This is a genomic window from Bacterioplanoides sp. (genome assembly GCF_965219715.1).
Lineage (GTDB): Bacteria > Pseudomonadota > Gammaproteobacteria > Pseudomonadales > Oceanobacteraceae > Bacterioplanoides.
On sequence record NZ_OZ244785.1, the window covers coordinates 4,331,349 to 4,353,927 of the forward strand.

At 48.7% G+C, this 22,579-nt stretch carries 21 protein-coding genes; 10 read left to right on the top strand and 11 right to left on the bottom strand.

Annotated features, from left to right (window positions below; translation table 11 throughout):
* Nucleotides 1-137: 137 nt before the first annotated feature.
* The 4 genes from ACOQOZ_RS20005 to ACOQOZ_RS20020 form a co-directional block, all read right to left on the bottom strand.
* Complete coding sequence (locus ACOQOZ_RS20005; RefSeq protein ID WP_420589920.1) at nucleotides 138-623, bottom strand: GNAT family N-acetyltransferase; 486 nt, start codon at nucleotides 621-623, stop codon at nucleotides 138-140.
* Between the two features lie 12 nt (nucleotides 624-635).
* Nucleotides 636-2,480, bottom strand: a complete 1,845-nt coding sequence (locus ACOQOZ_RS20010; protein ID WP_420589921.1) for an ABC transporter ATP-binding protein — start codon at nucleotides 2,478-2,480, stop codon at nucleotides 636-638.
* Between the two features lie 70 nt (nucleotides 2,481-2,550).
* Entirely contained in the window at nucleotides 2,551-3,282 is a 732-nt protein-coding gene (locus ACOQOZ_RS20015; protein WP_420589922.1) for a substrate-binding periplasmic protein, read from the bottom strand.
* 50 nt (nucleotides 3,283-3,332) lie between these two features.
* Nucleotides 3,333-3,965: a leucine-rich repeat domain-containing protein gene (locus ACOQOZ_RS20020; RefSeq protein WP_420589923.1), complete on the bottom strand. Its 633-nt coding sequence runs from the start codon at nucleotides 3,963-3,965 to the stop codon at nucleotides 3,333-3,335.
* A gap of 171 nt (nucleotides 3,966-4,136) precedes the next feature.
* On the opposite strand from ACOQOZ_RS20020, the gene ACOQOZ_RS20025 reads away from it, so the two are divergent.
* The 10 genes from ACOQOZ_RS20025 (at nucleotide 4,137) to ACOQOZ_RS20070 (ending at nucleotide 17,388) form a co-directional block, all read left to right on the top strand.
* The gene (locus tag ACOQOZ_RS20025; protein WP_420589924.1) at nucleotides 4,137-5,111 is read left to right on the top strand and encodes a LysR family transcriptional regulator; all 975 of its coding nucleotides are present in this window, start codon (nucleotides 4,137-4,139) and stop codon (nucleotides 5,109-5,111) included.
* Between the two features lie 84 nt (nucleotides 5,112-5,195).
* A complete protein-coding gene (locus ACOQOZ_RS20030) occupies nucleotides 5,196-7,079 on the top strand; it encodes an HD domain-containing phosphohydrolase (protein WP_420589925.1) in 1,884 nt (627 codons plus the stop codon).
* A gap of 128 nt (nucleotides 7,080-7,207) precedes the next feature.
* A complete protein-coding gene (locus tag ACOQOZ_RS20035; protein ID WP_420589926.1) occupies nucleotides 7,208-10,219 on the top strand; it encodes a TonB-dependent receptor domain-containing protein in 3,012 nt (1,003 codons plus the stop codon).
* Between the two features lie 135 nt (nucleotides 10,220-10,354).
* The gene (locus ACOQOZ_RS20040) at nucleotides 10,355-11,839 is read left to right on the top strand and encodes a hypothetical protein (RefSeq protein WP_420589927.1); all 1,485 of its coding nucleotides are present in this window, start codon (nucleotides 10,355-10,357) and stop codon (nucleotides 11,837-11,839) included.
* A gap of 238 nt (nucleotides 11,840-12,077) precedes the next feature.
* Nucleotides 12,078-12,854 carry a DUF3450 domain-containing protein gene (locus tag ACOQOZ_RS20045; RefSeq protein ID WP_420589928.1) on the top strand — a complete coding sequence of 259 codons (777 nt, stop codon included), beginning with the start codon at nucleotides 12,078-12,080 and terminating at the stop codon, nucleotides 12,852-12,854.
* A 12-nt stretch (nucleotides 12,855-12,866) separates the two neighbouring features.
* Nucleotides 12,867-14,243: a MotA/TolQ/ExbB proton channel family protein gene (locus ACOQOZ_RS20050; protein WP_420589929.1), complete on the top strand. Its 1,377-nt coding sequence runs from the start codon at nucleotides 12,867-12,869 to the stop codon at nucleotides 14,241-14,243.
* Nucleotides 14,244-14,262: 19 nt separating this feature from the next.
* Nucleotides 14,263-14,784 carry a MotA/TolQ/ExbB proton channel family protein gene (locus ACOQOZ_RS20055; RefSeq protein WP_068660499.1) on the top strand — a complete coding sequence of 174 codons (522 nt, stop codon included), beginning with the start codon at nucleotides 14,263-14,265 and terminating at the stop codon, nucleotides 14,782-14,784.
* A gap of 200 nt (nucleotides 14,785-14,984) precedes the next feature.
* Nucleotides 14,985-15,395: an ExbD/TolR family protein gene (locus tag ACOQOZ_RS20060; RefSeq protein ID WP_420589930.1), complete on the top strand. Its 411-nt coding sequence runs from the start codon at nucleotides 14,985-14,987 to the stop codon at nucleotides 15,393-15,395.
* Between the two features lies 1 nt (nucleotide 15,396).
* Nucleotides 15,397-16,035, top strand: a complete 639-nt coding sequence (locus tag ACOQOZ_RS20065) for an energy transducer TonB (protein ID WP_420589931.1) — start codon at nucleotides 15,397-15,399, stop codon at nucleotides 16,033-16,035.
* 12 nt (nucleotides 16,036-16,047) lie between these two features.
* Nucleotides 16,048-17,388 carry a tetratricopeptide repeat protein gene (locus ACOQOZ_RS20070; RefSeq protein ID WP_420589932.1) on the top strand — a complete coding sequence of 447 codons (1,341 nt, stop codon included), beginning with the start codon at nucleotides 16,048-16,050 and terminating at the stop codon, nucleotides 17,386-17,388.
* 80 nt (nucleotides 17,389-17,468) lie between these two features.
* On the opposite strand, the gene ACOQOZ_RS20075 is transcribed toward ACOQOZ_RS20070, so the two are convergent.
* The 7 genes from ACOQOZ_RS20075 to ACOQOZ_RS20105 form a co-directional block, all read right to left on the bottom strand.
* Nucleotides 17,469-17,867, bottom strand: coding sequence for a nuclear transport factor 2 family protein (locus ACOQOZ_RS20075; RefSeq protein ID WP_420589933.1), 399 nt, complete (start codon nucleotides 17,865-17,867; stop codon nucleotides 17,469-17,471).
* A gap of 202 nt (nucleotides 17,868-18,069) precedes the next feature.
* Nucleotides 18,070-18,777 (bottom strand): ABC transporter permease, encoded by a 708-nt coding sequence (locus ACOQOZ_RS20080; RefSeq protein WP_420589934.1) that lies wholly within the window; start codon nucleotides 18,775-18,777, stop codon nucleotides 18,070-18,072.
* Nucleotides 18,774-19,484, bottom strand: a complete 711-nt coding sequence (locus tag ACOQOZ_RS20085; RefSeq protein WP_420589935.1) for an ABC transporter permease — start codon at nucleotides 19,482-19,484, stop codon at nucleotides 18,774-18,776. Before ACOQOZ_RS20085 ends, ACOQOZ_RS20080 begins: the two co-directional genes overlap by 4 nt.
* Nucleotides 19,485-19,562: 78 nt before the next feature.
* Nucleotides 19,563-20,315: a transporter substrate-binding domain-containing protein gene (locus tag ACOQOZ_RS20090; protein WP_420589936.1), complete on the bottom strand. Its 753-nt coding sequence runs from the start codon at nucleotides 20,313-20,315 to the stop codon at nucleotides 19,563-19,565.
* A gap of 113 nt (nucleotides 20,316-20,428) precedes the next feature.
* The gene (locus ACOQOZ_RS20095; RefSeq protein WP_420589937.1) at nucleotides 20,429-21,202 is read right to left on the bottom strand and encodes an ABC transporter ATP-binding protein; all 774 of its coding nucleotides are present in this window, start codon (nucleotides 21,200-21,202) and stop codon (nucleotides 20,429-20,431) included.
* A 247-nt stretch (nucleotides 21,203-21,449) separates the two neighbouring features.
* The gene (locus ACOQOZ_RS20100) at nucleotides 21,450-21,941 is read right to left on the bottom strand and encodes a DUF4442 domain-containing protein (RefSeq protein WP_420589938.1); all 492 of its coding nucleotides are present in this window, start codon (nucleotides 21,939-21,941) and stop codon (nucleotides 21,450-21,452) included.
* 96 nt (nucleotides 21,942-22,037) lie between these two features.
* On the bottom strand, nucleotides 22,038-22,469 hold the full coding sequence (locus ACOQOZ_RS20105) for a GNAT family N-acetyltransferase (RefSeq protein ID WP_420589939.1): 432 nt from the start codon (nucleotides 22,467-22,469) through the stop codon (nucleotides 22,038-22,040).
* Nucleotides 22,470-22,579 lie beyond the last annotated feature (110 nt).

Consider the following 22,579-nt stretch of genomic DNA (forward strand, 5'->3'; position numbering starts at 1 on the left):
AATTCAGGGCGCGCATTCTAGGGAAAAAAGCCTTGTAGGTCAATCAGCTGGCGCCTTGTAAAGCGCCAGGAAAGGACAAGCTGTTACTGAAGATAACAGCTTTATGATCAAAGATAATCGATGTGTGGTGTGATTGGTTAATCGAGGAATTTCTGCCAGAACATGGCTTTACCCATCTCCGGATCAAGCTCATAACCGGCAAACCCTGATCTACGATAGCTGGCCTGGGCTGGCAGGTTGCCTTCCAGTACTTCCAGCGTCAGTTTGCAGCAGCCGCGCTGGCGTGCGACTTCTTCAACCTTGTCCATCATTTTCTGGGCGATACCCATACCACGGCAGCCATCACAGACAATCACATCGTGGATATTGATCAGTGGTTGGCATTTGAAGGTCGAGAATCCTTGCATGGCGTTGATTAAACCAACCGCTTCGCCGTTTACCATGGCCAGCACTGTAAACGCATTGGCGACTTTGGCCAGCTCGATCGCGAGGTTATCGATCACCTGCTGCTTCAGGGCTTCGCCGCCGCCCATTGGGTCCTGGGCGTAGTGGTTCATCAGCTGACCGATGATCTGCTGATGCTCCGGGTTGTGATAGTCCGCAATAATAACTTCTGATTGCATGTACTCTTATTCCTATTCTTCGCCGATAAACCCACCGGTCTGGTGAGCCCATAACTGGGCATAGATACCACCCAGTTCGATCAGTTGTTTGTGGCTGCCTTGTTCAACAATTTTCCCCTGGTCCATCACAATCAGACGATCCATGGCAGCAATGGTGGATAACCGGTGAGCGATCGCAATCACGGTTTTGTTTTCCATCAGGGTATACAGACTTTTCTGGATGGCCGCTTCCACTTCGGAATCCAGCGCCGAGGTGGCTTCATCGAGAATCAGCAATGGCGCATCTTTTAACAACACCCGGGCGATGGCAATTCGTTGACGCTGGCCGCCCGATAATTTAACACCGCGCTCGCCCACTTGAGCATCCAGACCGGAGTTACCCATCGGATCGTGCAACTCCTGAATAAACTCGTTGGCCTCAGCTTTGGTAATGGCGTCCAGCAGTTGTTGTTCGCTGGCATCCGGGTGGCCATACAGGATGTTCTCCCGCACTGAGCGGTGCAGCAGCGAAGTGTCCTGGGTCACCATACCAATCTGTGCCCGCAGGCTGTCCTGAGTCACGGCTTTAATGTCCTGACCGTCAATACGAATGGTACCGCTATCGATGTCGTAAAAGCGCAGCAGCAGATTTACCAGGCTTGATTTACCGGCGCCGGAGCGACCCACCAGGCCGATTTTTTCGCCCGGTTTGATATCCAGGTTAAGGCCTTCAAATACCTGTTTGTCCTGGCCAGCCTGTTTGCCCGGATAGCTGAAGTGAACGTTATCCAGTTCTATGCGACCTTGTTTGACCTCCAGCGTGGTAGCTTTATCGGCGTCCTGAATCTGTTGCGGTTGTGACAGAGTATTCATGCCATCGGCAACGGTGCCGAGGTTTTCAAACAGAGCACCGACTTCCCACATAATCCATTGCGCCATGCCGTTGATACGCAGTGCCAGGCTGATGGCAATTGCAATGGCACCGACGCTGATGGCATCGTCGCGCCACAACCAGATGGAAATCGCGGCAACCGCAAACGCCAGCAAATAATTGATCAGATTAACGCTGAAGTTCAGGCCGGTAGCCAGACGCATCTGGCGATGCACCGTTGCCATAAAGTCGTCCATGCTGTCGCGGGCATAACCAGCTTCCCGCTGGGTATGGGAAAACAGTTTCACGGTTTGGATATTGGTATAGGAATCCACCACCCGGCCGGTCATCGCTGAACGGGAATCCGCTTGCTCGGTGGCGACCTGCTTCAAACGCGGAACAAAATAAAACTGGATCACGACATAGCATCCGAGCCAGATGAGGAATGGAATCATCAGGCGGATATCAGCCGCAGCAACAATTGCCAGTACCGAAGTGAAATACACCAGAATGTACATCAGCACATCGAGCAGCTTCATTACGGTCTCACGTACTGACAGTGCGGTTTGCATTACCTTGGTGGCCAGTCGTCCGGCAAAGTCATCCTGATAGAAGCTCATGCTCTGGCTGAGCAAATAGCGATGCCCAAGCCAGCGTATCTTCATCGGGTAATTCCCCAGCAGGGTTTGATGAACCAGAAATGCGTGCAGCAAAACCACAGCAGGCAGGCCAATAAGCACCAGGGCTGACATCCACAGCAGCGTTTCGCCTTGCTCGTCGAACAGTGTCTCGGGGTTCTGCTTGGTTAACCAATCAACCAGATCCCCCATAAAACTGAACAACGAGACTTCCAGAATGGCCAGCATCGCTGTCAGCACAGACATCACAATCAGTGGAGCTTCCATCCCCTGAGTGTAATGACGACAAAAGGCATACAGGCCTCTGGGCGGTTGGCTGGGATGTTCCGGTGGAAAGGGGTTAATCAGTTGTTCGAAAAAGCGCAGCATAATGAGGTAACAGAACTATCAAAATAATGCGGCACAGTAGCGGATAATCTGAGGAATTGTAAGCCTTAAGCTAGCTCGCCGATGCTTGCTTTTGCATAAACTCTGCAATCATCGCCTTGATTGTTCCGTCGTCTTTTAATTCACGAATACGTCGGCCGAGTTGAGGGATAAGGTGACGGTGACGTTTATGGATGTAGTGATAGACATTAAAGCGGGCTAACTCTGGTGCCAGTGCTCTGAGATTGTTCAGATTAAATTTGTGTTTGCTGAAGAAGGCACTGGTCTCTGACAGAATCGCCACGTCAGTGCGGTTATGTTTGAGCATCTGCGCCAGCTGATCCAGGCGGTAAACCTGAGTCAGGCTTTTGGGGTGAAAGCGTTTATCGATGGTTAAGCCATGGCGAATGCCAATACGCAATGCATCGAGGTTTTCAGTCGATGCCGACGTGATGTCATGCCGCAGGGTGTAAGCCGCAATGTTGACGGTCATCAGCGGCTCCGGGACTTTAATCATGTTTTCTGAAATTTTATCCAGGCCTTCTGCCCGGGCAAGTTCGGCATCCACATCGCCGGAATGCAGCAGGTTTTCCGAACGGGCAACGGAAAGGGTAACAAAGCGAGTCGGGTAGCCAGCTTGCTGATAAACCTGGCGCATCAGCTGGATACCAACGGCAGTCAGCGGGTTATCGATAACAATTGAAATAACCATAGGGCGCGGAACAGCATCGCTGTCGTCTGGAGAAGCCACAGCGGTCAGGCCGATAAGGGCTGAAAATAAAGAGATAAAGAAGCGAGTTAACATAGGTCTGTTCGAGAACATAAGTTGTCTCAGTATAGACCTATGTGTTTGTCTCAGATGCGGAAAGAGCGAATGGACTTCGGCATGCCGTTTGGCAGCGGTGCCGGGTTGTCATGAGCAACCAGAAACTCAAGCTTGCTGCTTACAACCGGATTCAGATCTGCAATCTGATTGTTGTCTGCATACAGCTTTTTCAGGTTTTGCATCTCTTCTATACCAGCGATTTCTGTCACCTTGTTATAGGCAATGGACAGAGTTTTGAGGTTCTTCAGCGGGCTGATTGAAGCAACGGTAGAGATTTCGTTGTGATTCAGGCTGAGGGATGCAAGCGATTTAAGCGCAGCAACCGGCTGTAAATCGGTGATGTTGTTGTTGGACAGATTCAGTACCACCAGGGATTGGAATTGCTCAAGGCCAGCCAGACTGGAAATTTCGCTGTCGGTACATTCAAGAATTTGCAGTTGGTCAACGGTTTTAACACCCGTTTGCGTGACGCATGCTCTCAACGCCGTATCTGTGATCAGCGCGTTTTGAACCTGTTTATTGTCTTCTACAGGCGCAGGCTTTTCAGTGCCTTTTGCTGCATCAGCGGCTGAATCGCTTGATTTACTTCCGGAGCCTCCACACGCAGTCAATAAAGAGACAACGAGCAGTGACAATCCAGCTTTAACCAGGGAATGTCGCATGAGAATTAACCAATTATTATTTTTGTGTTGAGTAGATTATCACAGCGCAGTTTTCAAGCCTATGTTTGGCGCCAACTGACCGATTTTATCTAAGTGATTGATTTCCAGAGGCAATTACAGATACTCAAGCGATAAAGTTGTTAGTTCAATGTAAACGGAATGTAAGACGCTATGCTCGATATTAATCAGTTGATGGTATTTATACGTGTGGTTGATGAAGGAAGCTTTACCTCAGCGGGTAAGTCTCTGGGAATGCCAAAGTCACGTGTGAGCCGCATGGTATCTGATCTCGAAGCCAGTCTGGGCTCACGTTTACTGCAGCGTACAACACGCCAGCTGAGTCTGACCGAGGTGGGTAATGAATACTACAACCGCTGTCGCCATCTGATTCATGAAATCCTCGAAGCGCATCAGGTGATCTCTGATCGTGAACATGCTCCCCACGGTGTGTTACGTATGATGGTGCCTATGGTGGCGGGCAGTGGCTCGATGGGCCATTTTATCGCCAAATTCCAGGCGCTGTACCCGGAAGTCCGGGTTGAGGTGGTTCATACCGACCGCGAAGTGAATATGATTCAGGAAGGATTCGATATCGGTTTTTTCCTGGGCGATTTACCGGACTCTTCGCTGATTGCCCGGGTTCTGATGGAAACCGATAGCCTGTTGTGCGCCAGCCCTGACTATTTGAAAGAGCATGGTCGGCCACAAACCCCGCAGGATCTGGTCTCCCTTAACTGTGTGAAGTTGGGTGAAGGCATCCAGCCAGAAGTCTACGATCTGATTAATACCGAAACCGGTGAAACGATGGAGGTGAAAGTCGAGCCAACCATCGTGACCAATATGATGGCAGGAATGGTGAACAGCATCATTAATAATGCTGGTATTGGTCGGGTGCCTTACTTATTGGCGGGTGAATCGATTCTTAATGGCGATCTGGTACCATTATTCAGCAACTGGGTGAACCGCCCTGAGCCAATCTCGCTGGCTTACCCATCACGCCAGTACCTGCCGAAAAAAGTCCGGATGTTTATCGATTTTATGGTGGATGAAGTTGATGAGCTGAACCGCCTGCTCGATGAGCTGCCAACTCCGGAAGAGCAGCTTTCCGCGTTTTCCAAATTTGTCAAAGCTTCTCAGGGCATCTAGCACCAGCCATAGCTGACTGACGCTGGTATTTAAGGTCGGCCCTGCTAGGCTGAAACTTAAGTATTCGGCGTACGGAAAAAGCCTGTGGCGGAAGCAATTTCACTATACTGGTGCGGCTTGTCAGAGCAGGCTTCAGACTGTCTGCAGGCACTTGCCGCAGAACAGGGTTTTGCCCGCTCTGCTGAAACCGAAGCACAACTCTGCATCTACGGTCGACATGCTCCGACCGATGCCATTCAGTCTGCGGATCTGGCGGTAGTTATCGCCGAGCAATCCTCGCCGTTTGCCGACTCTCCTGCGATCGACTTCCTGCTACCTATCGATGCCCCTGTCCCGGTATTACGTCAGATTATCAATCAGGCAATCAGACAGTTACAGCTGAAGCGCGATAATGAACGGTTTCAGTCGCGCGTGTTACTGCAACAAGAACAATTTCAACGGCTGATGGATATTGGCTTAGCCTTATCCGCCGAGCTGGATCACCAAAAATTGCTGGAGCGTATTCTGGCGGAAGCACGTCGGTTTGGGCAATGTGACGCCGCGTCGATCTTTTTGATTGATCGCAGTCAGGCTGAACCGGAACTGGTGTTTAAGCTGACCCAAAACGATTCGCTGGCGGTTGATTTTAAGGAACAGCATTTTCCACTGGATGAATCGTCATTGGCCGGCCATTGCGCATTGTCGGAAGAGATTCTGAATTTTGAGGATGTGTATCAACTCGACCCTGGCAGCGGCTTTCATTTTAATCAGGACTTCGACCGTAAAACCGGCTATCGCACCCGCTCCATGCTGGTGATTCCCATGCGTACCCACGATGGCAAAATCGTCGGGGTTATTCAGTTTATTAATCGCAAACGCGCCAATGTCGGGGTATTGGATCCTGCCAAAGCAGAGCAGCAGACCTTAGCTTTCAGTGCTTCTCTTGAAGCATTGCTGAAAGCAATGGCCAGCCAGGCGGCTGTCGCAATTGAAAACAATTTACTGATGGATCGCGTGAATCAGCTGTTCGAAGGTTTTGTGCAGGCGTCGGTGCGCGCGATTGAGCAACGTGATCCAACCACCAGTGGTCATTCCTTCCGGGTCGCAGAACTGACTACGTCATTGGCAGAGGCTGCCAGCGATGCCGTACTGACAGAGTTTCAAACCATCCGTTTTTCTTCGGCTGAACTGCGGGAGTTACGTTATGCCGCTCTGTTGCATGATTTTGGCAAAGTCGGTGTTCGCGAACACGTGCTGGTGAAAGCGAAGAAGTTAACACCCCAGGAGCACATGCGTTTTCAATATCGGATCGCACTGCAACGGGAAACTCTGAAAAACCGTTATTTACAACAACGGCTGGAATTAAGTCGCCGCGGCGAACTGAGTTCAGAAAAAGAAGAGCAATTAGCGCTGGAAGAGATCAGCCAGTTACAGCAGCTGGAAGGCATGCGCCTCGCCGTTGAAGAAGCCAACGAACCAAGCATTCTGGATGACGGTACCTATGAACATTTGCAGCAAGTAAAAGAACTGATGCTGCAGGATATTGATGGTACTCAGCAGCCTTTGCTACAAGACAGAGAATTCCTCGCACTTGCGGTTAAAAAAGGCAGCCTGACGCAGTCAGAGCGACTGGAAATTGAAAGCCATGTAAAACACACGATTAACTTCTTAGAAACGATTCCCTGGACACCTGAATTGTCCGGCATCCCGAAAATTGCCGGCGCCCATCATGAAAAACTGGATGGCAGTGGTTATCCCTATGGCCTACAGGAACGGGATATTCCGGTTGGCGCAAAAATCATGACCATCTGCGATATATTCGATGCGCTGACGGCTTCTGATCGTCCTTATAAGCCTGCATTACCGCTAAGTCGGGCGCTGGATATCCTTGGCTATGAAGCCGCCGACTGCAAAATAGATAACAACCTGTACGCACTGTTCTGCCAGCTTCCTCATCAAATAATCCTGCCATCATTAAAATCTATCTGATCATTACGCATCAGACCCTTTCGGTTTTCTGTAATTTTACTGTCACATTTTCGCAACATACTGCCCGCCATTAACGTGCAGGTCAGTATCGGCCTGCCTGAATCCTAGCATTCCTTTTAGGGGGCAAAATGAAACGCAATCGACTGTTGCTGGCAATGGCTTCAGCAATGATGGCTTCAAGCGTTATGGCTGGCGAAGCGGTTTTCTACGTAACTGAAGATGGTGAAGCGGTACAGGATCTGGCTGTATCGGTTGACGGTAAGAAAAAGCTGGTGGGCAAATCCGGTTTTGTTTCCTTCGATGTTCCGGCCGGTAGTCATACCGTTGAACTGTCTCAGTATGGCGAGTTTCTCGGTGAGTTTGATTTTGAAACCGCCGCTGCAGATCAGAATGCAGAAATTCAGGTAGAAATGATTGGTGGTGAAGCACTGCCGGAAGTGAACCTGTACACACCGGGTCAGGAACAGGCTGCGGCTTTGGGTCAGATTTCCGGTTACCTGGAATCCGAAGACACCGGTGGTGCGATTTCCGGTGCACGTATTTCTATCGCCGGTACTGAGCAAGCGGTTGTTACTGATGAAGATGGTTTCTTCTCATTCGAATTAGCCCGCGGCGAGTACGATCTGGTTATCTCCGATCCGAATTACGGCAAGCGTGACGTGAGTGGCGTTCGTGTCATGAGCAACGTTAACACCGGCGTTAATTTAAATCTGAGCCTGGAAGGTGAAGGGGTTATCGAAGAAGTGGTTGCTGTTGGTTCTTATATTCCTTCAACAGCTACTGCTCAGGAACGTGATTCAGCAGCGGTGCTGGATTCTATTGGCTCTGAGCAAATGTCACGCTTCGGCGACAGCAACGCCGCTGCAGCGTTAAAACGCGTTGTTGGTGTATCCATTTCTGACGGCAAATACGTTGTTGTACGTGGCCTGAATGAACGCCACTCTGCAATTATGCTGAACGGTGCGTCTTTGCCGAGTCCGGATCCTTCTCGTCGTGTTGTTCCTCTGGATATTTTCCCGTCAACCATTCTTGATGGCATCAATGTCCAGAAAAACTTCACCCCGAACGTGTTCGCCGACTCCACCGGTGGTGTTGTTAAATTAACGACCAAAAAATTCCCGGAAGAATTCGAAGGCAAAGTATCGGCGTCTATTGGTTATGTTGACGGCTTAACGTTTAAGTCCCGTGATGTACAGCAATCTCAGAGCCTGGACATTTTAGGGTTTGGCAGTGGCGATGATCGTGAGCTGCCTGGTGCTGTTTCTTCTATTGAAGAACGTCTTGCAAGTGATGATGCGACTTCTGCGGAAGAACGTGCTGCTACTGATAGCCTGGCTTCTAATCTGGGAACGGAAGAAAAAACCATTCTGCCAAATACCTCATTAGAAATCAGCTTGGGTGATACGTTATCTGATACTGATGAGATGACTCTTGGTTATACCGCGTCGTTAAAATATTCCAACAGCTGGTCCCGTGAAGACCGTAAGACAAACAGCTATATCGTAGATGACGGTAAGCTGAAGTCCGACGATGAATTTATGGAAAAACGCACCAAAAATAACATCAACCTGGGGGCTGGTCTTTCTGTTGGTGCTATTTTCGGTGAAAACGAATTAACCAGTAATACGATGGTATTGCGTCAAACTCAGGCTGATAGCCGTATCCGTCGTGGTGTTGGCGGTGACCAGGATCGTGAATCAATTTACACCAAGCTGGGTTGGTATGAGCGTCAGTTCTTATTCCAGCAATTTACTGGTGAACATTTCCTGACGGATTTTCTGGAGACTGAAATCGATTGGCAGATTTCTTTTTCTGAAGCGAAGCTGGATGCGCCTGATGAGCGTGAATACAGCTTCGAAAGAACGCCGGATGCTAATGAAGAATTCGAACTTTACTGGAGCTCAGCTGACCGTACATATAACGAGTTGACCGATCAGAATACCGATTTTGGTGTTGATCTCTCCAGTCTGGTATACGCAAGTGATGAATTGGAAGGTCGTTTAAAATATGGCTTCAGTTCGTTCTCTCGCGAGCGTGACTCGGATGGCACACGTTTGACTTATCGTGGTAACGGCCAGACCGCAAGTAATTATGCCGGTAATCTGGATATTGATGAGATCATTGACGACTCAACTGCAAAAGGTATTGCACGTATTACCAGTAACAGCTCACCTTCTGATGATTATAAAGCTGAGTGGGATTTAACCAGCTACTACCTGATGTCTGAAGTTAAATGGTTCGACAGACTGAATGTTTTATTCGGCGCTCGTGCAGAAGATTCAGAAATGACGGTTAATACTTTCACTTTGGGTTCTACTATCCGTAACCCTGAGGCTGTGCAGGCAAAAGTTGAAGATGACGATGTCTTCCCATCGATATCGACAACATTCCATGTGATGGAAGAACTGCAATTACGCGCAGCTTATTACGAAACTAAAAACCGCCCGGACTTCCGTGAGCTGGCTAACGCACAATACATTGACCCTGATACCGGTGACAGCTTCCGTGGTAATCCGAATCTGGTCAGTGCAGAAGTTAAAAATACTGACGTTCGTGCTGAATGGTATTTCTCTGACAGTGAAAGCGTATCGTTAGCTTACTTCACTAAGGACTTTGATAATCCAATCGAAAAAACTCTGTTAACCGGTGGTGATGTATTCTCATTCGAGAATGGTGATTCCGGTAATGTTTCTGGTTGGGAGCTGGATTTCCGTAAAGAATACGAACTTGAAAACTACTCAACGTTTGTTGGCGGTAACTTCTCGGTGATTGATTCTGAAGTTGAAATTGTCGTAGATACCGTAAATAAAAAGCAAAGTATGCAGGGTCAGCCAGATCAATTGGCTAATTTACAGCTTGGTCTTGATGATTTTGATTTGGGTGCAGAATACACACTGGTTATTAATTACCAGGGTGAATCTCTCGATTCTGTAGCGCCTGGTGTATTACCTAATGTAATGCGCGAGCCACGTACTGAAATTAATCTGAATGCTAAAATTGAAGTTGGCGAAAATACTTCGATTAAAGCGAAAGTTAAAAACATTACGGATGATGAAGTGAAGCTGACTCAAGGCGGAAAGAATTTCCGTAGCTATAAAAAAGGCGCAGAAGTTCAAATCGGTTTTACCATGGAATTCTGATTTTAATTCGCCATTTTAAAACCGCCTTCGGGCGGTTTTTTTATGTCTGTGATTTAATAATAGTGTCATAAAAGATGATTACTTTGAGCGGGTCTTAAATAACAACCGATTCTTATTAGAGGAATTACCATGGAAATGAAAAAGCTAGTTTTAGCTATGGGTGTTATCTCTGGTGCAGCTCTGTTAACTGCATGTGGTAGCGATAGCGATAACGACAAAAAATCTGATAACGCTCCTGTAGCTGGCAGCGAAACCCGCGCTAACGACAAATCAGGTGTTTGTTCTACTGTAGCGACTCACGCTGGCCAAGACATCAAAATGGCTGACGGTACTTACAAGCCACTGTGTGAGCTGGAAGGTACTGTATCTGAAACTGCTACTCTGTCTGCCGACAATGTATACCGCCTGCGTGGTTACGTAACGGTTGGTACTGGTAACGGTGAAATTGAACTGAAATCTAAGGCTGTTGTTGGTGCTGAAGCAATTGCTGAGAAGAAGAAAGTTACCGATGCCGGTGTAACCCTGACCGTTGAAGCTGGCACTCACTTCCGTTCATCTGGTCGTGGCAGCCTGATCATTACCCGTGGTTCTAAGCTGATGGCTGAAGGTACTGCGGACGCTCCTATCGTGATGTCTTCCATCGACGCTGGCTACGAAGGCCAGGGCGAGTGGGGTGGCCTGGTACTGCAAGGTTTTGCTAAAAACAACAAGTGTGGTGAAGGTTCTAACGACGTTCTGTGTAACACTGCTGACGAAGCCGGTACTGGTTTCCACGGTGGTAACGACGACGCTGACAACAGCGGTTCTATCAAGCACCTGATCGTTGCTGAAGGTGGTTACGAAGTTGCTCCAGACTCTGAAGTAAACGGTATCACTCTGCACTCAGTAGGTTACGGTACTACTATCGAAAACGTGATGGTTCTGAACAACGCTGACGATGGCATCGAATTCTTCGGTGGCGCTGCAAACGTTAAAAACCTGATTCTGGTTGATAACGGTGACGAATCTCTGGACTGGGATGATGGCTGGCGCGGTAACGTTCAGTTCGCATTAATCCGTCAGGGTCTGGTACACAAAGGTGACCACGGTATCGAAGCTGATAACAAAGGCCGCGCAGTTGATGCAAACCCTCAGTCTAAGCCAACCGTTGCTAACGTAACCTTCCAGACTGGTCCTAAAGGTTCTGATGACCTGTTCCGCTTTAAAGAAGGTACTGGCGGTATGCTGGTGAACGTCGCAGCGGATAACTACGCTGAGTGTGTTCTGCTGGAAGAAGCTGCTACTGGCCGTAACGGTAGCCTGAGTCTGACTAACGTTCTGCTGGAATGTCAGGCATACGATAACAACACCCTGCTGAAAGCAACTGATGGCGGCGTTGCTGCTAACATCACTGGTGTTCCGGGTGCGTCTGCAACTGTTGAGCTGGGTAACGCATTCCAGGTAACTGGTTCTGAGTCTACTCTGGCTAACGCAGCGACTCTGACTTCTGCTAATGGCAGCACTAACTTCTTCGATGCAGCTGGTGCAAGCTACATCGGTGCTGTTGCTCCAACTGTTAGCGATAAGGCTAACGCTTGGTGGGCATGGGCAGACAAAGTTGTTCCAGCTGCTTTCAAATAAGCACTGAAATAACGTCTCCTGAAAACCCCATCCTCAACTGAGGGTGGGGTTTTTTATTGCCTGTATTTCTAACGATTCCCCGCCTTATTAACCATTTAGTTTGTTCTCAATAAAGCCTGTCATATATATGAAATCTAACTGTCATGTCACATAAGTGTCATAGAACTGCAGTATCGTGCGCTCTGAATTTGGGGGCCTGTGCACGCAGGCAAAGAACAGTTTTAACGGGTAAAGAATTATGCCTACGCAACTGCGAACTCGTAACATCCTGGCAGCCGCTGTATTAACCGCAGGTGTTACTTTTGGCGCTACTGCTGCCAACGTTGACAGCGCTCTGGATAAAGGCGTTAAGCGCGTAAACAAAGCGCAACAGTCTCAGCAAAAAATCGATAATATCGATAACAGCATTCGTTCCAGTGAGCGTGAATACCGCGGACTGGTAAAAGAAGTTGAAGGCCTGAACGTTTATGTAGAGCAGCTGAATAAGCAGCTGGCGGCTCAGGAAAAAGAGCTGGTTTCGATCGAAGCCAGTATTAAAAACGTGACGCTGGTTGAGCGTCAGATCACTCCACTGATGCTGCGTATGATTGATGCGGTTGATCAGTTTGTTCGCGCCGATGTACCGTTTCTGAAAGAAGAACGTGCTGAGCGTGTTGAAAAGCTGAAGCGCATGATGGGCCGCAGTGACGTCACGGTTGCGGAAAAATACCGCAAGGTTATGGAAGCCTATCAGGCAGAAATCGACTACGGCCGTACCATCGAATCTTACCGCGGTACGCTGGATGTGAATGGCCAGCAACGTGAAGTGGATTTCCTGCGCGTTGGTCGTATCTCTCTGATGTACCAATCTCTCGACGGTCAGGACCTGGGTGTCTGGAACACCGTAAACAATGCCTGGGAAACTCTGGACCCAGCTTACAAGAGCAAGCTGATGGCGGGTATTCGTATCGCCCGTGAGCAGGCTGCTCCGGATCTGATCAAAGTGCCGGTTGCTGCACCATTGGCAGCAAACTAAGAGGAAGATGTCATGAAAATTAAAGCATTATTTTTATCTGCCGCTCTGGCATTTTCTTTCACACCGGCCACTCAGGCAGCCGATTCTGTATCTGTTGATGAGCTGCTGAATCTGGTTAAACAGGGCCAGGCACGTGATGACAAAGAATTTAATCAACGTCTGAATCGCTTTAACCGTTCTAAGGCTGAGCAGGAACGTATGGTTGCAGAAATGACTGCAGAACGTACACGCCTGGAAAACCTGAGTGCGCAAAAAGAAAAACAATTTCAGGAAAATGAAACCAAGGTTGCTGATGCTCAGGAGCGTCTGACTAACCGTTTAGGTTCATTAAAAGAATTGTTTGGTGTGCTGCAGCAAGTGGCTGGCGATACCAAAGCCGTCTTTGAAGGTTCTGTGGTTTCCAGCGAATTACCAGGTCGTAATGAATTCCTGACTAACTTAATCAAAACCGCAGGTTCTTCTTCTGAATTACCTTCGATTGATCAGCTGGAACGCCTGTGGTTTGAAATGCAGCGTGAAGCGACGTTCTCTGGCCGCATCGCACAATACAACGCCGATGTGGTTATGCCTTCCGGTGAAACGGTTAAAAAAGACGTGATCCGTGTTGGTGGTTTTAACGTTGTATCCAACGGCAATTACATCAACTGGGATTTGGAATCTGCACGTCTGGTTGAGCTTGATAAGCAACCGGGCTCCCGTTACAACGGCCCGGCGGCTGAATTAGCAGGCGCTTCCGGTGCTGCTCTGACCGGTTTCTGGATTGATCCTTCCCGTGGTCAGTTATTAAAAATTATGGGCCAGTCGCCTGAGCTGGGTGACCGTGTAGATCAGGGCGGTGTGGTTGGTTACATCATTCTGGGTCTGGCCGTTATCGGTATTCTGTTGGCGGTATGGCGCATGATTGTTCTGTTCGCTGAGCGCAGCCGTGTATACAAGCAAATGCAATCCGATACACCAGACGAAGGTAATTCTCTGGGCCGTGTCATGGCGGTATTTAAAGCCAACCAGAACGCAGACACTGAAACGCTGGAATTACACCTGGGTGAAGCAATTGCTGCAGAGATTCCTCGTCTGACTCGCGGTATCGGCTGGATCAAAATCATCTCTGTCGTGGCACCTCTGCTGGGTCTGCTGGGTACGGTAACCGGTATGATCGATGTATTCGAAACCATGTCTCTGTTCGGCACCGGTGATCCGAAACTGATGGCCGGTGGTATTTCTCAGGCACTGATGACCACGGTTCTGGGTCTGGTGGCAGCAATTCCATGTGTATTCCTGCATACCTTAACCAACAACCGCTCTCGTGAACTGATGATGATTCTGGAAGAGCGCGCCACCGGTATCCTGGCGCGTCAATCTGAACAGCAAACGTCTGCGAAAGCAGCTTAATAGCGGATTGGTGAGATAGATGTTCACTGAAATTTACGAACCGGTCTATCTGTTTATGGAGCGTGGAGGAATCATCCTCTACGGCATCTTCGGACTGATTTTTATCCTGTGGCTGCTGATTTTAGAGCGTGTGGTGTTCTTCTCTTTTGTACACCGCTCCGATCTGAAAAAAGCCGTTTCAGAATGGGAAGGCCGTGCAGAGCGCACTTCCTGGCATGCCCATCAGATTCGTCAGGATCTGATTGGCAAGCTCAGCAGCGATCTGACTGCCAATATGAGCACCATCAAAATGGCGATTGGCCTGGCACCGTTATTCGGCTTGTTAGGCACAGTAACCGGCATGATCGAAGTATTCGATGTGATGGCGTTTATTGGTAACGGCAGTCCGAAAGCGATGGCATCCGGTATTTCCAAAGCAACGATTCCGACTATGGCAGGTATGGTTGGCGCCATTACCGGGGTGTTCGCCCAATCGTTATTAGACCGTTATATCAAGCGTGAAAAAATTCACCTTGAAGATCAATTAACTTTTGACCACTAAGTAAAGGGAGCTACCTGCGTTGCTGCTACGGCGTTAAAAATTTTTTCGAAATGCTCACTTACAACAGTAAGCTCCGCTTTCTTCAAAGTTATTAGCGTGCACATCTTTGAAAGGTGTCTTGTATCAACTGCCTCGGAAACGCTCCTTAAACAAAGGTTATAGGCACTGAATCAGAAGTGCCTAAAAATGAGAATGAAATTATGAGACGTAGTTTTTCAAACATCGCTCAGGAAGCTGAAGACGGCGAAATCGATATCACTCCGATGCTGGACGTGGTTTTTATCATGCTGATCTTCTTTATTGTTACCGCTTCTTTTGTAAAAGAATCCGGTATTGAAGTGAATCGTCCGGATGCCAGCACTGCGCAAGCTAAGCCACGTGCCAACATTCTGATTGCGATTAATGACATCGGTGAAATCTGGATTGATAAACGTCGTGTGGATGAATCTCAGGTTCGTGCCAATATCGAACGTTTGCGTGCCGAAAATCCACAGGGTTCGGTGGTTATTCAGGCCGATGAAGAAGCCAAAACCGCTAAATTAGTTGCGGTAATGGATGCTGCACGTGCAGCTGGTGTCTACGACGTGTCGTTGTCCACGGAGGCAAACTAGCATGTTGCAGTCCTCCCTGGTTCGTTTTGGTTCAGCGCTGGCGGTTGCCGGTGTTGCAACCTTCGCGGTGTTTTGGGTGATGCAAAGCCTGATCAGCAGCGGAGGTTCGGTGCTGAATGAACAGGATTTCGGTCGCATTGAAAGTTTTGTAATGCAAAAACCGGATGATGACGTTCAGACCAAAGAGCGCAAACCACAAAAACCACCGGCTCCGCCACAAGAGCCACCAAAACCGGATATGCCAGCGCCGGATCTGGCCCAGGCATCAACCGACGGTTTTGATATTGGTGGTTTTGACATTGGCGCCGATTTAAATGTTGATGCTGGTTTAGGTGGTGGTTCTGGTGATGGTGAATATTTGCCTATCGTTAAAGTTGCGCCAACCTACCCGCGCCGTGCGGCGCAAAAAGGCATCGAAGGTTATGTCGTGGTTGAATTTACCGTATCCAAGCTGGGTACTGTGATTAACCCAATGGTGATCGAAGCTGATCCACCAAATATCTTTAATCGCGCTGCATTAAATGCCGCGAAAAAGTTTAAGTACAAGCCAAAAATCGAAAATGGAAAAGCCATCGAAGTCACCGGTGTGCGTAACATTATTCGCTTTGAGCTTGATAAAAGCAGCAAAAAGAAAAGGTAACAGGAGGCCGTTATGAAATTTCCGGTTGCTACCGTGTCATCAAAAGCTCTGTCCGTAAAAGCACTCGTCGCCATGGTATTGGTGCTGTCTTTTGCGACTGCACCCGTCAGTCAGGTTTATGCCGCTCAATCGGGTGGCGAAAACGCTGAGAAGCAGGTTGAAAAAAAGAAGAAGCGTCGCGTAAAGCGCGCTCAGACTTTACGCCCGAAAATCTACAAGAAGCTTGAAGAAGCTCGCGTATTGGCGGATGAAAAAAAATACGATGAAGCGCTGGAAACTCTGACGTCTCTGGAAAAGCGTAAGCGTAACAGTTATGAAAAAGCGATGACGCATAACATGTTCGCTTACGTGCACTTTAACCAGGAAAACTATGACGCCGCGATTCAGTCGTATGAGAAGGTGGTTGCGAATAAGAAAATTCCTGACAGCCTGATGCAGGGCACACTCTACAGCATTGCCAAGTTGTATCTGATGCAGGAAAACTATCAGGCAGCACTGAAGCCACTGAACGAATGGTTCTCTCTGGTAGAAAAGCCAAGCGGTGAAGCCCACATTTTGCGTGCTCAGATTTATTTCCAGCTCGAGCAATACAAAAAAGCGCTGCCAGATGTAAAAGTGGCGATTGCCGGTGAAAAAGCTAAAGGTAAAAATCCTCGTGAAAACTGGCTGATGCTGGAACGTGCGGTGTATTACCAGAATAAAGATTTTAAATCGCTGGCACGTTGTCTTCAGGATCTGGCAACTCTGTACCCAAAGGCTCAGTACTGGGTACAGCTGGCGGCGGTGTACAGTGAATTAAATATGCCATTAAAAGAGCTGTCAGCGCTTGAAGCGGCACATGAGCAAAACCTGCTGACCAACGAGTCTGAACTGGTAAATCTGGCCCAGGCTTTGTTAGGCCAGGAAGTGCCTTATAAAGCGGCTAAGATTCTGGCGGACGGTATGAAAGCCGAGCAGATCGAGATTAATGCGAAAAACCTGTCGCTGTTGGGTGATGCGTGGATGATCGCTAAAGAATACGACAACGCCATCAAGGTTATGACCCAGGCAGCGAAGATGTCTTCTTCCGGTAAAGACTTCTACAAACTGGCACAGATTCATACCGAGCGTCAGGAGTGGGATCAGGCACTGAGCAATGTCGACTCCGCGCTGAACGATGCCGACTTTAACAAGAAAGCCGATGCTCAGGTGTTACGCGGATTAGTGTTATTTAACCTAGATAACCTGGCAGACGCGCAGGGCGCTTTTGAAGCAGCTTCTGAGTTTGAAAGCTCTAAGAAAATGGCAAACCAATGGTTAGCTTACATCGAAGGAGAGCGTAAACGTCGCGAATATATGGCGGGTACGTTATAAGCTTTCAGCTTGTATAAAAGCAAAAACCGGCTTTGATTTTTGATCAAAGCCGGTTTTTTTATGTCGGATATCTAACGGTGTCAGGGCTTAGGAATAAATCCTGCCTGCTGCAGGCGTTCGGTCATTTTATCAAACATCACTTGCAGGCCATTCATTGGTCGCAGCATGACTTCAAAATGAATGATTTTGCCGTTGTCGTCCCACTGAATTAAGTCGATCCCTTTAATCTGCTTATCATCGACCCGGGCAGAAAATTCCAGTGCCATGTTATTACCATCGACCCATTGGCGGTGATACTCAAAGTCTTCGAAGATATCCAATACCATTTGCAGGATATATTGGGTAATCGGCTTACCAACTTTGGGCGCCCAAAGGGTTGGGGAGTGAAACTCGACGTTATCGTCGAGGATCTGGCTCAGGAGTTTCAGGTCGCCATTAAAAACGACTGAGTGCCAGCGTTCCAGATTCTGTGTGCTCATATCGATACCTGTTGTTTTTATTGTTAATCGCGACCTGGGTCGGCGCGATGTCTGTAACGGTATCTTTCATCACTTTGAATTGTCAAAGCTGAGATTGTTTTATTTCGTTGCGCCCAAATAACAGGGGCCAATACTTTAAAGACAGATACAAAAACGCCCCTTACGCGTAAACGTAAGAGGCGATGTGTGTTGCGAATAACGCTTATTTTGCCGTATCCGGTTTATAGAACTGGTAACGATTAATTTTGTGCTCCAGCAATTTAAAGCAACCAATCATCACTGCCGCAATAAGCAGGTAGACCATGCCAGCCGCAAAGAACATCTCCAGCGGTGTATAAGTACGGGCGATAATGGTTCGCGCCATACCGGTTAAATCCAGCAGGGTGATGGTGGAAGCCAGAGCGCTGCCTTTCAGCATCAGTAATAATTCGTTGCCGTAAGCCGGGAATACAATACCAAAAGCACGCGGCAGAATAATGCGGCGAATCATGGTTGGCTTGCTCATCCCCAGTGCCTGAGACACTTCAATTTCACCTTTCGGAATCGCCTGAATGGCACCACGGATCAGTTCGGCGCTATAAGCCGCAGTATTCAGTGAAAAAGCAATAATGGCACACCAGTATGGCTCACGCAGAATTGGCCACATCCAGGATTCTTTAACCACATCAAACTGTGATGCTCCGTAATAAATCAGGAAGATTTGTACCAGCAGAGGGGTGCCGCGGAAGAAGAAAATATAACCGACAGGTAGAGCGCGTAACCAGGTATTTTCCGACGCACGCATTAATGCCAGTGGTACGGCGAGAACAATACCAATCAAACCCGAAACAAAAACCAGTTCCAGTGTCAACCACGCACCTTCCATCAGTTTTGGCAGATATTGCCAGATAACGTCCCATTCCCAGTTCATGCTTTACCTCCACTGAGTTTGGCCTGCTTGTATTGCTCTGGCTTACTTAAACGCTCCAGATAAGCCGTAACAAATGTCGCAATTAATGTCAGGCCCAGATACAACACCGCCGCCGCTAAATAGAAGTCAAAAGGCTGTTTGGTGTTCGCAGCTCCCACCGCTGCCTGGCGCATTAATTCATTTAAGCCCACCACAGAAACCAGTGCGGTATCTTTTAATAACACCTGGAACAGATTGCCCAGTCCCGGCAGGGAGTAGCGCCACAATTGCGGCATAATAATGCGGAAGAAAGTCTGGAAGCGGGTCATGCCAATGGCCTGGGCAGATTCCCACTGGCCTTTGGGGATTTCCAGCATCGCCATACGGAACACTTCGGTGGCATAGGCACCAAAGGCAATAGCCAGCGCGGCAACGCCGGCGGCAAACGGCCCGACTTCAATGTATTCGTCGTAGCCAAAATAACCGGCAATCCACATTAAAATCTGTGAACCACCAAAATACAGGGTTAAAACCAGTAACAACTCAGGTACACCACGCACAACAGTGGTGTAAGTCGTGGCCAAACCACGGGCTACACGATTGTTTGAAAGTTTCGCTGAAGCACCAATCAAGCCGATGATCAGACCAATAACAAGGCTGGCGAGTGCCAGTTGTATCGTCATCCAGGCGCCGCTAAGCAGCAAATGGCCAAAGCCTTGTAGATCCATAGTGGAATCCTGCAGATAAATGAAAAAAATCAGCCCGGCTCCTGTTAAGAAGCCGGGCTGATTTCAGTTCGGTTTAACTTAGTAAATGTCGAACGGGAAGTACTTAGCGTTAATTTTTGCGTAAGTACCGTTCTCAACGATGGCCTTAATCGCAGCGCTCAGTTTGTTCTTCAGCTTGTCGCCTTTACGAACGGCGATACCAATCTGGTCGTCGATATCGATGTCAGCGCCTTTAAATTCGAAGCCTTTACCGTCTTCGGTACGCAGCCAGTCGTAAGCCGGGAATTTATCCGACAGGATGGCATCCAAACGACCTGAATTCAGATCCAGGTATGCGTTGTCCTGGGTGTCGTACAGTTTTACTTTAACCACGTCACCATAAACATCTTCCAGACGCTGGCCGGCGATGGTGGCACGCTGAGCGCCAACAGTCAGACCTTTCAGACCTTCTTCAGAAGTATCCAGCGCCTTGCCTTTCGGGCCAACAAACGCCAATACGTTGGAGTAGTATTTTTCAGAGAAGTCGACAACACGCAGACGCTCTTTGGTGATTGACATGGAAGCAATGATGGCGTCGTATTTACGAGCACGCAGACCCGGGATAATACCGTCCCAATCCTGGGCAACAATTTCACAGTCTGCTTTCATTTCAGCACACAGCGCTTTGGCGATATCAACGTCAAAACCAACCAGTGCACCATTCTTATCAACCATGTTGAACGGCGCGTAAGCACCTTCTGTTGCGATGCGGATTTTATCTGCAGCCAGAGTTGCTGGTGCAGTAAACAGAGAAGCCAGTACGATACCGGCGGTCATCAGTTTACGGATCATAATCATTCCTCAGAGTAGTTATTTGCTTAGAGTTATTTTTTAAACGTCAGCCTGGCCGACGCTGTTTATGTCAACAACCGTTATTACGACACTTTCTTTATTACACCACCAGATTACTGGTGGCTGGCCATAAAGTCGCGGACACGCTGCGACTGTGGGTTATCGAATACCTGTTCCGGAGTACCGATCTCTTCGATCTGGCCCTGATGCAGGAACACCACTTTGCTGGATACTTCGCGGGCAAAGCGCATCTCGTGAGTCACAATCAGCATGGTTCGGCCTTCATCGGCCAGTTCGCGCATCACTGCCAGCACTTCGTTCACCAGCTCCGGGTCGAGGGCCGAAGTTGGTTCGTCAAACAGTAATACCTGAGGGTCCATCGCCAGGGTACGGGCAATCGCGACACGTTGTTGCTGTCCGCCGGATAAGTTGCCGGGATAGACGTGTTCTTTGTCGGCCAGTCCTACTTTCTTCAGTAGTTCGCGGGCACGCTCAATGGCTTCCGCTTTTGGCATTTTCAGAACGTTCACCGGTGCTTCGATGATGTTCTGCAGAATTGTCATGTGTGGCCAGAGGTTAAACTGCTGGAATACAAAGCCCAGACGAGAGCGCATGTTTTCCAGCTGCTTATGATTGCTGGCATCCAGTTCGCCCTGTTTGTTGGTTTTCAGACCTAACTCTTCACCGCCAATAATGATCTGGCCCTGATTAGGCTTTTCAAGCAGGTTGATACAACGCAGCAGGGTACTTTTGCCTGAGCCACTGGAACCGAGAATGGAAATAACGTCGCCGGTATTGGCTTCAAGGCTGACACCTTTCAGAACTTCAAGCTCACCATAGGATTTATGGATGTCTATCAGTTGAAGGGCCGTTTTGGAGTCGTTCATGCACACTATGCCGTAAGTTATTGGAATCTGGCGAGTTATCTGACCAGTTCGTCAAAACCGGCTATTGTCGGCGGTAACTGCTGAGAACACAATACGCAGAAGCCGCAAGTGTGTATGACATTGTGGTTAATTTGCTCAAAATCAGCGCTGAAGGCGGGAGATTGGGGAAAACGGGCGTTTGCTGAGTTTTTACTCGATAAAAACAGGCAGCAACCCGGTATTAAAACCGGGCGCTGATAGCGAAGAATTACTTCTTCTTCGGCGTCCAGGCCCAAACCATGGTCGCCTTAACGGTTTCGGTGCCGGTGGCGTCAGTAATAACAACCGGTACAGAGATGTCGCCCTTCGGGTTGTCCTGGATAAACTTCACCTGCTCATCCGAGAAGCTGGCAACAGCTTTCATATCGCCGGTCGCACGCTTCTGATATTCCAGCTCCATGGTACGGATCACAATGATGCGATCATCCGGAACCGTCATACCGGTCATAAAGCCGGTAGCGGATTCAGCCAGCAGGCCCATGGCGGCAGCGTGTACCGAGCCAATGTGGTTCTGAACCTTCTTTTTATTGCGCATTACGATGACACACTCGTTCGGTGTCAGCTTTTCAACGCGGGTACCGGAAGTGCCAGCGAATGGAATCACTCTGCCCATCACGAAGGACAGAGCCGGTGTTTGCCAGGACTTCGGTAATTTCTGAACGAAGCCAACTGCTTTACTGAGTTTGTTGTTCTTAGCCATAACGAATGTCTTCTGCTTAATCTTATTTCAATGGTATTGCTGAATGCTTCTGCACATGCATAAACGAGGTGGATCACATGTGAGAGGCGCCGGAGTCTATCCGAGTTGTGGCTGGCTTACCATGGCTTGAATGCCGCTGTGCTTACGTCGGGTTTGTCGCAACAGTTGCTGCAGTTGCGGGCACAGCTGTTGTGGGTCGTAAGGGGCGAAACCATGCTTAAGATAAAAAGCATCCAGATGTGGCAGCGGAAAGGTAATGATGGGCTTGCTCAGTTCCAGCTTAGGCAGTTGCTGCAATAGTGAAGCCGCCAACCCCTGTTGTCGCCGGGATGGCAGGGTGCACAGATTACGTAACAGCCAGTGTTGTGAGTATTCCACTAACCGAGCCCCGCAGACTAATTCATCCTGCTGTTGCAGGCCGATCAGACGATTATGAGGTGCAGCGCGGCCACTGTCCTGGCTGGCTTTATACAGACGATTCATGGCAATGACGGAGGCGTCCATAATGAAAGTGGCACGAGTGTTCATATTGGCTCGGGACGTCCTTTAAAGGCTTCAGCAGATATGCTCAGATTCGGTCTGATGACATTCTGCTGAGTAATATCTGGGTCAGAAGAATGTATGAAATATAACAATAA

What these genes read in the sequence shown, in the direction of transcription:
- ACOQOZ_RS20005 (WP_420589920.1), bottom strand. Translation starts at nt 623, where the DNA reads ATGCAATCAGAAGTTATTATTGCGGACTATCACAACCCGGAGCATCAG.
- ACOQOZ_RS20010 (WP_420589921.1), bottom strand. Translation starts at nt 2,480, where the DNA reads ATGCTGCGCTTTTTCGAACAACTGATTAACCCCTTTCCACCGGAACAT.
- ACOQOZ_RS20015 (WP_420589922.1), bottom strand. Translation starts at nt 3,282, where the DNA reads ATGTTAACTCGCTTCTTTATCTCTTTATTTTCAGCCCTTATCGGCCTG.
- ACOQOZ_RS20020 (WP_420589923.1), bottom strand. Translation starts at nt 3,965, where the DNA reads ATGCGACATTCCCTGGTTAAAGCTGGATTGTCACTGCTCGTTGTCTCT.
- ACOQOZ_RS20025 (WP_420589924.1), top strand. Translation starts at nt 4,137, where the DNA reads ATGCTCGATATTAATCAGTTGATGGTATTTATACGTGTGGTTGATGAA.
- ACOQOZ_RS20035 (WP_420589926.1), top strand. Translation starts at nt 7,208, where the DNA reads ATGAAACGCAATCGACTGTTGCTGGCAATGGCTTCAGCAATGATGGCT.
- ACOQOZ_RS20040 (WP_420589927.1), top strand. Translation starts at nt 10,355, where the DNA reads ATGAAAAAGCTAGTTTTAGCTATGGGTGTTATCTCTGGTGCAGCTCTG.
- ACOQOZ_RS20045 (WP_420589928.1), top strand. Translation starts at nt 12,078, where the DNA reads ATGCCTACGCAACTGCGAACTCGTAACATCCTGGCAGCCGCTGTATTA.
- ACOQOZ_RS20050 (WP_420589929.1), top strand. Translation starts at nt 12,867, where the DNA reads ATGAAAATTAAAGCATTATTTTTATCTGCCGCTCTGGCATTTTCTTTC.
- ACOQOZ_RS20055 (WP_068660499.1), top strand. Translation starts at nt 14,263, where the DNA reads ATGTTCACTGAAATTTACGAACCGGTCTATCTGTTTATGGAGCGTGGA.
- ACOQOZ_RS20060 (WP_420589930.1), top strand. Translation starts at nt 14,985, where the DNA reads ATGAGACGTAGTTTTTCAAACATCGCTCAGGAAGCTGAAGACGGCGAA.
- ACOQOZ_RS20065 (WP_420589931.1), top strand. Translation starts at nt 15,397, where the DNA reads ATGTTGCAGTCCTCCCTGGTTCGTTTTGGTTCAGCGCTGGCGGTTGCC.
- ACOQOZ_RS20070 (WP_420589932.1), top strand. Translation starts at nt 16,048, where the DNA reads ATGAAATTTCCGGTTGCTACCGTGTCATCAAAAGCTCTGTCCGTAAAA.
- ACOQOZ_RS20075 (WP_420589933.1), bottom strand. Translation starts at nt 17,867, where the DNA reads ATGAGCACACAGAATCTGGAACGCTGGCACTCAGTCGTTTTTAATGGC.
- ACOQOZ_RS20080 (WP_420589934.1), bottom strand. Translation starts at nt 18,777, where the DNA reads ATGAACTGGGAATGGGACGTTATCTGGCAATATCTGCCAAAACTGATG.
- ACOQOZ_RS20085 (WP_420589935.1), bottom strand. Translation starts at nt 19,484, where the DNA reads ATGGATCTACAAGGCTTTGGCCATTTGCTGCTTAGCGGCGCCTGGATG.
- ACOQOZ_RS20090 (WP_420589936.1), bottom strand. Translation starts at nt 20,315, where the DNA reads ATGATCCGTAAACTGATGACCGCCGGTATCGTACTGGCTTCTCTGTTT.
- ACOQOZ_RS20095 (WP_420589937.1), bottom strand. Translation starts at nt 21,202, where the DNA reads ATGAACGACTCCAAAACGGCCCTTCAACTGATAGACATCCATAAATCC.
- ACOQOZ_RS20100 (WP_420589938.1), bottom strand. Translation starts at nt 21,941, where the DNA reads ATGGCTAAGAACAACAAACTCAGTAAAGCAGTTGGCTTCGTTCAGAAA.
- ACOQOZ_RS20105 (WP_420589939.1), bottom strand. Translation starts at nt 22,469, where the DNA reads ATGAACACTCGTGCCACTTTCATTATGGACGCCTCCGTCATTGCCATG.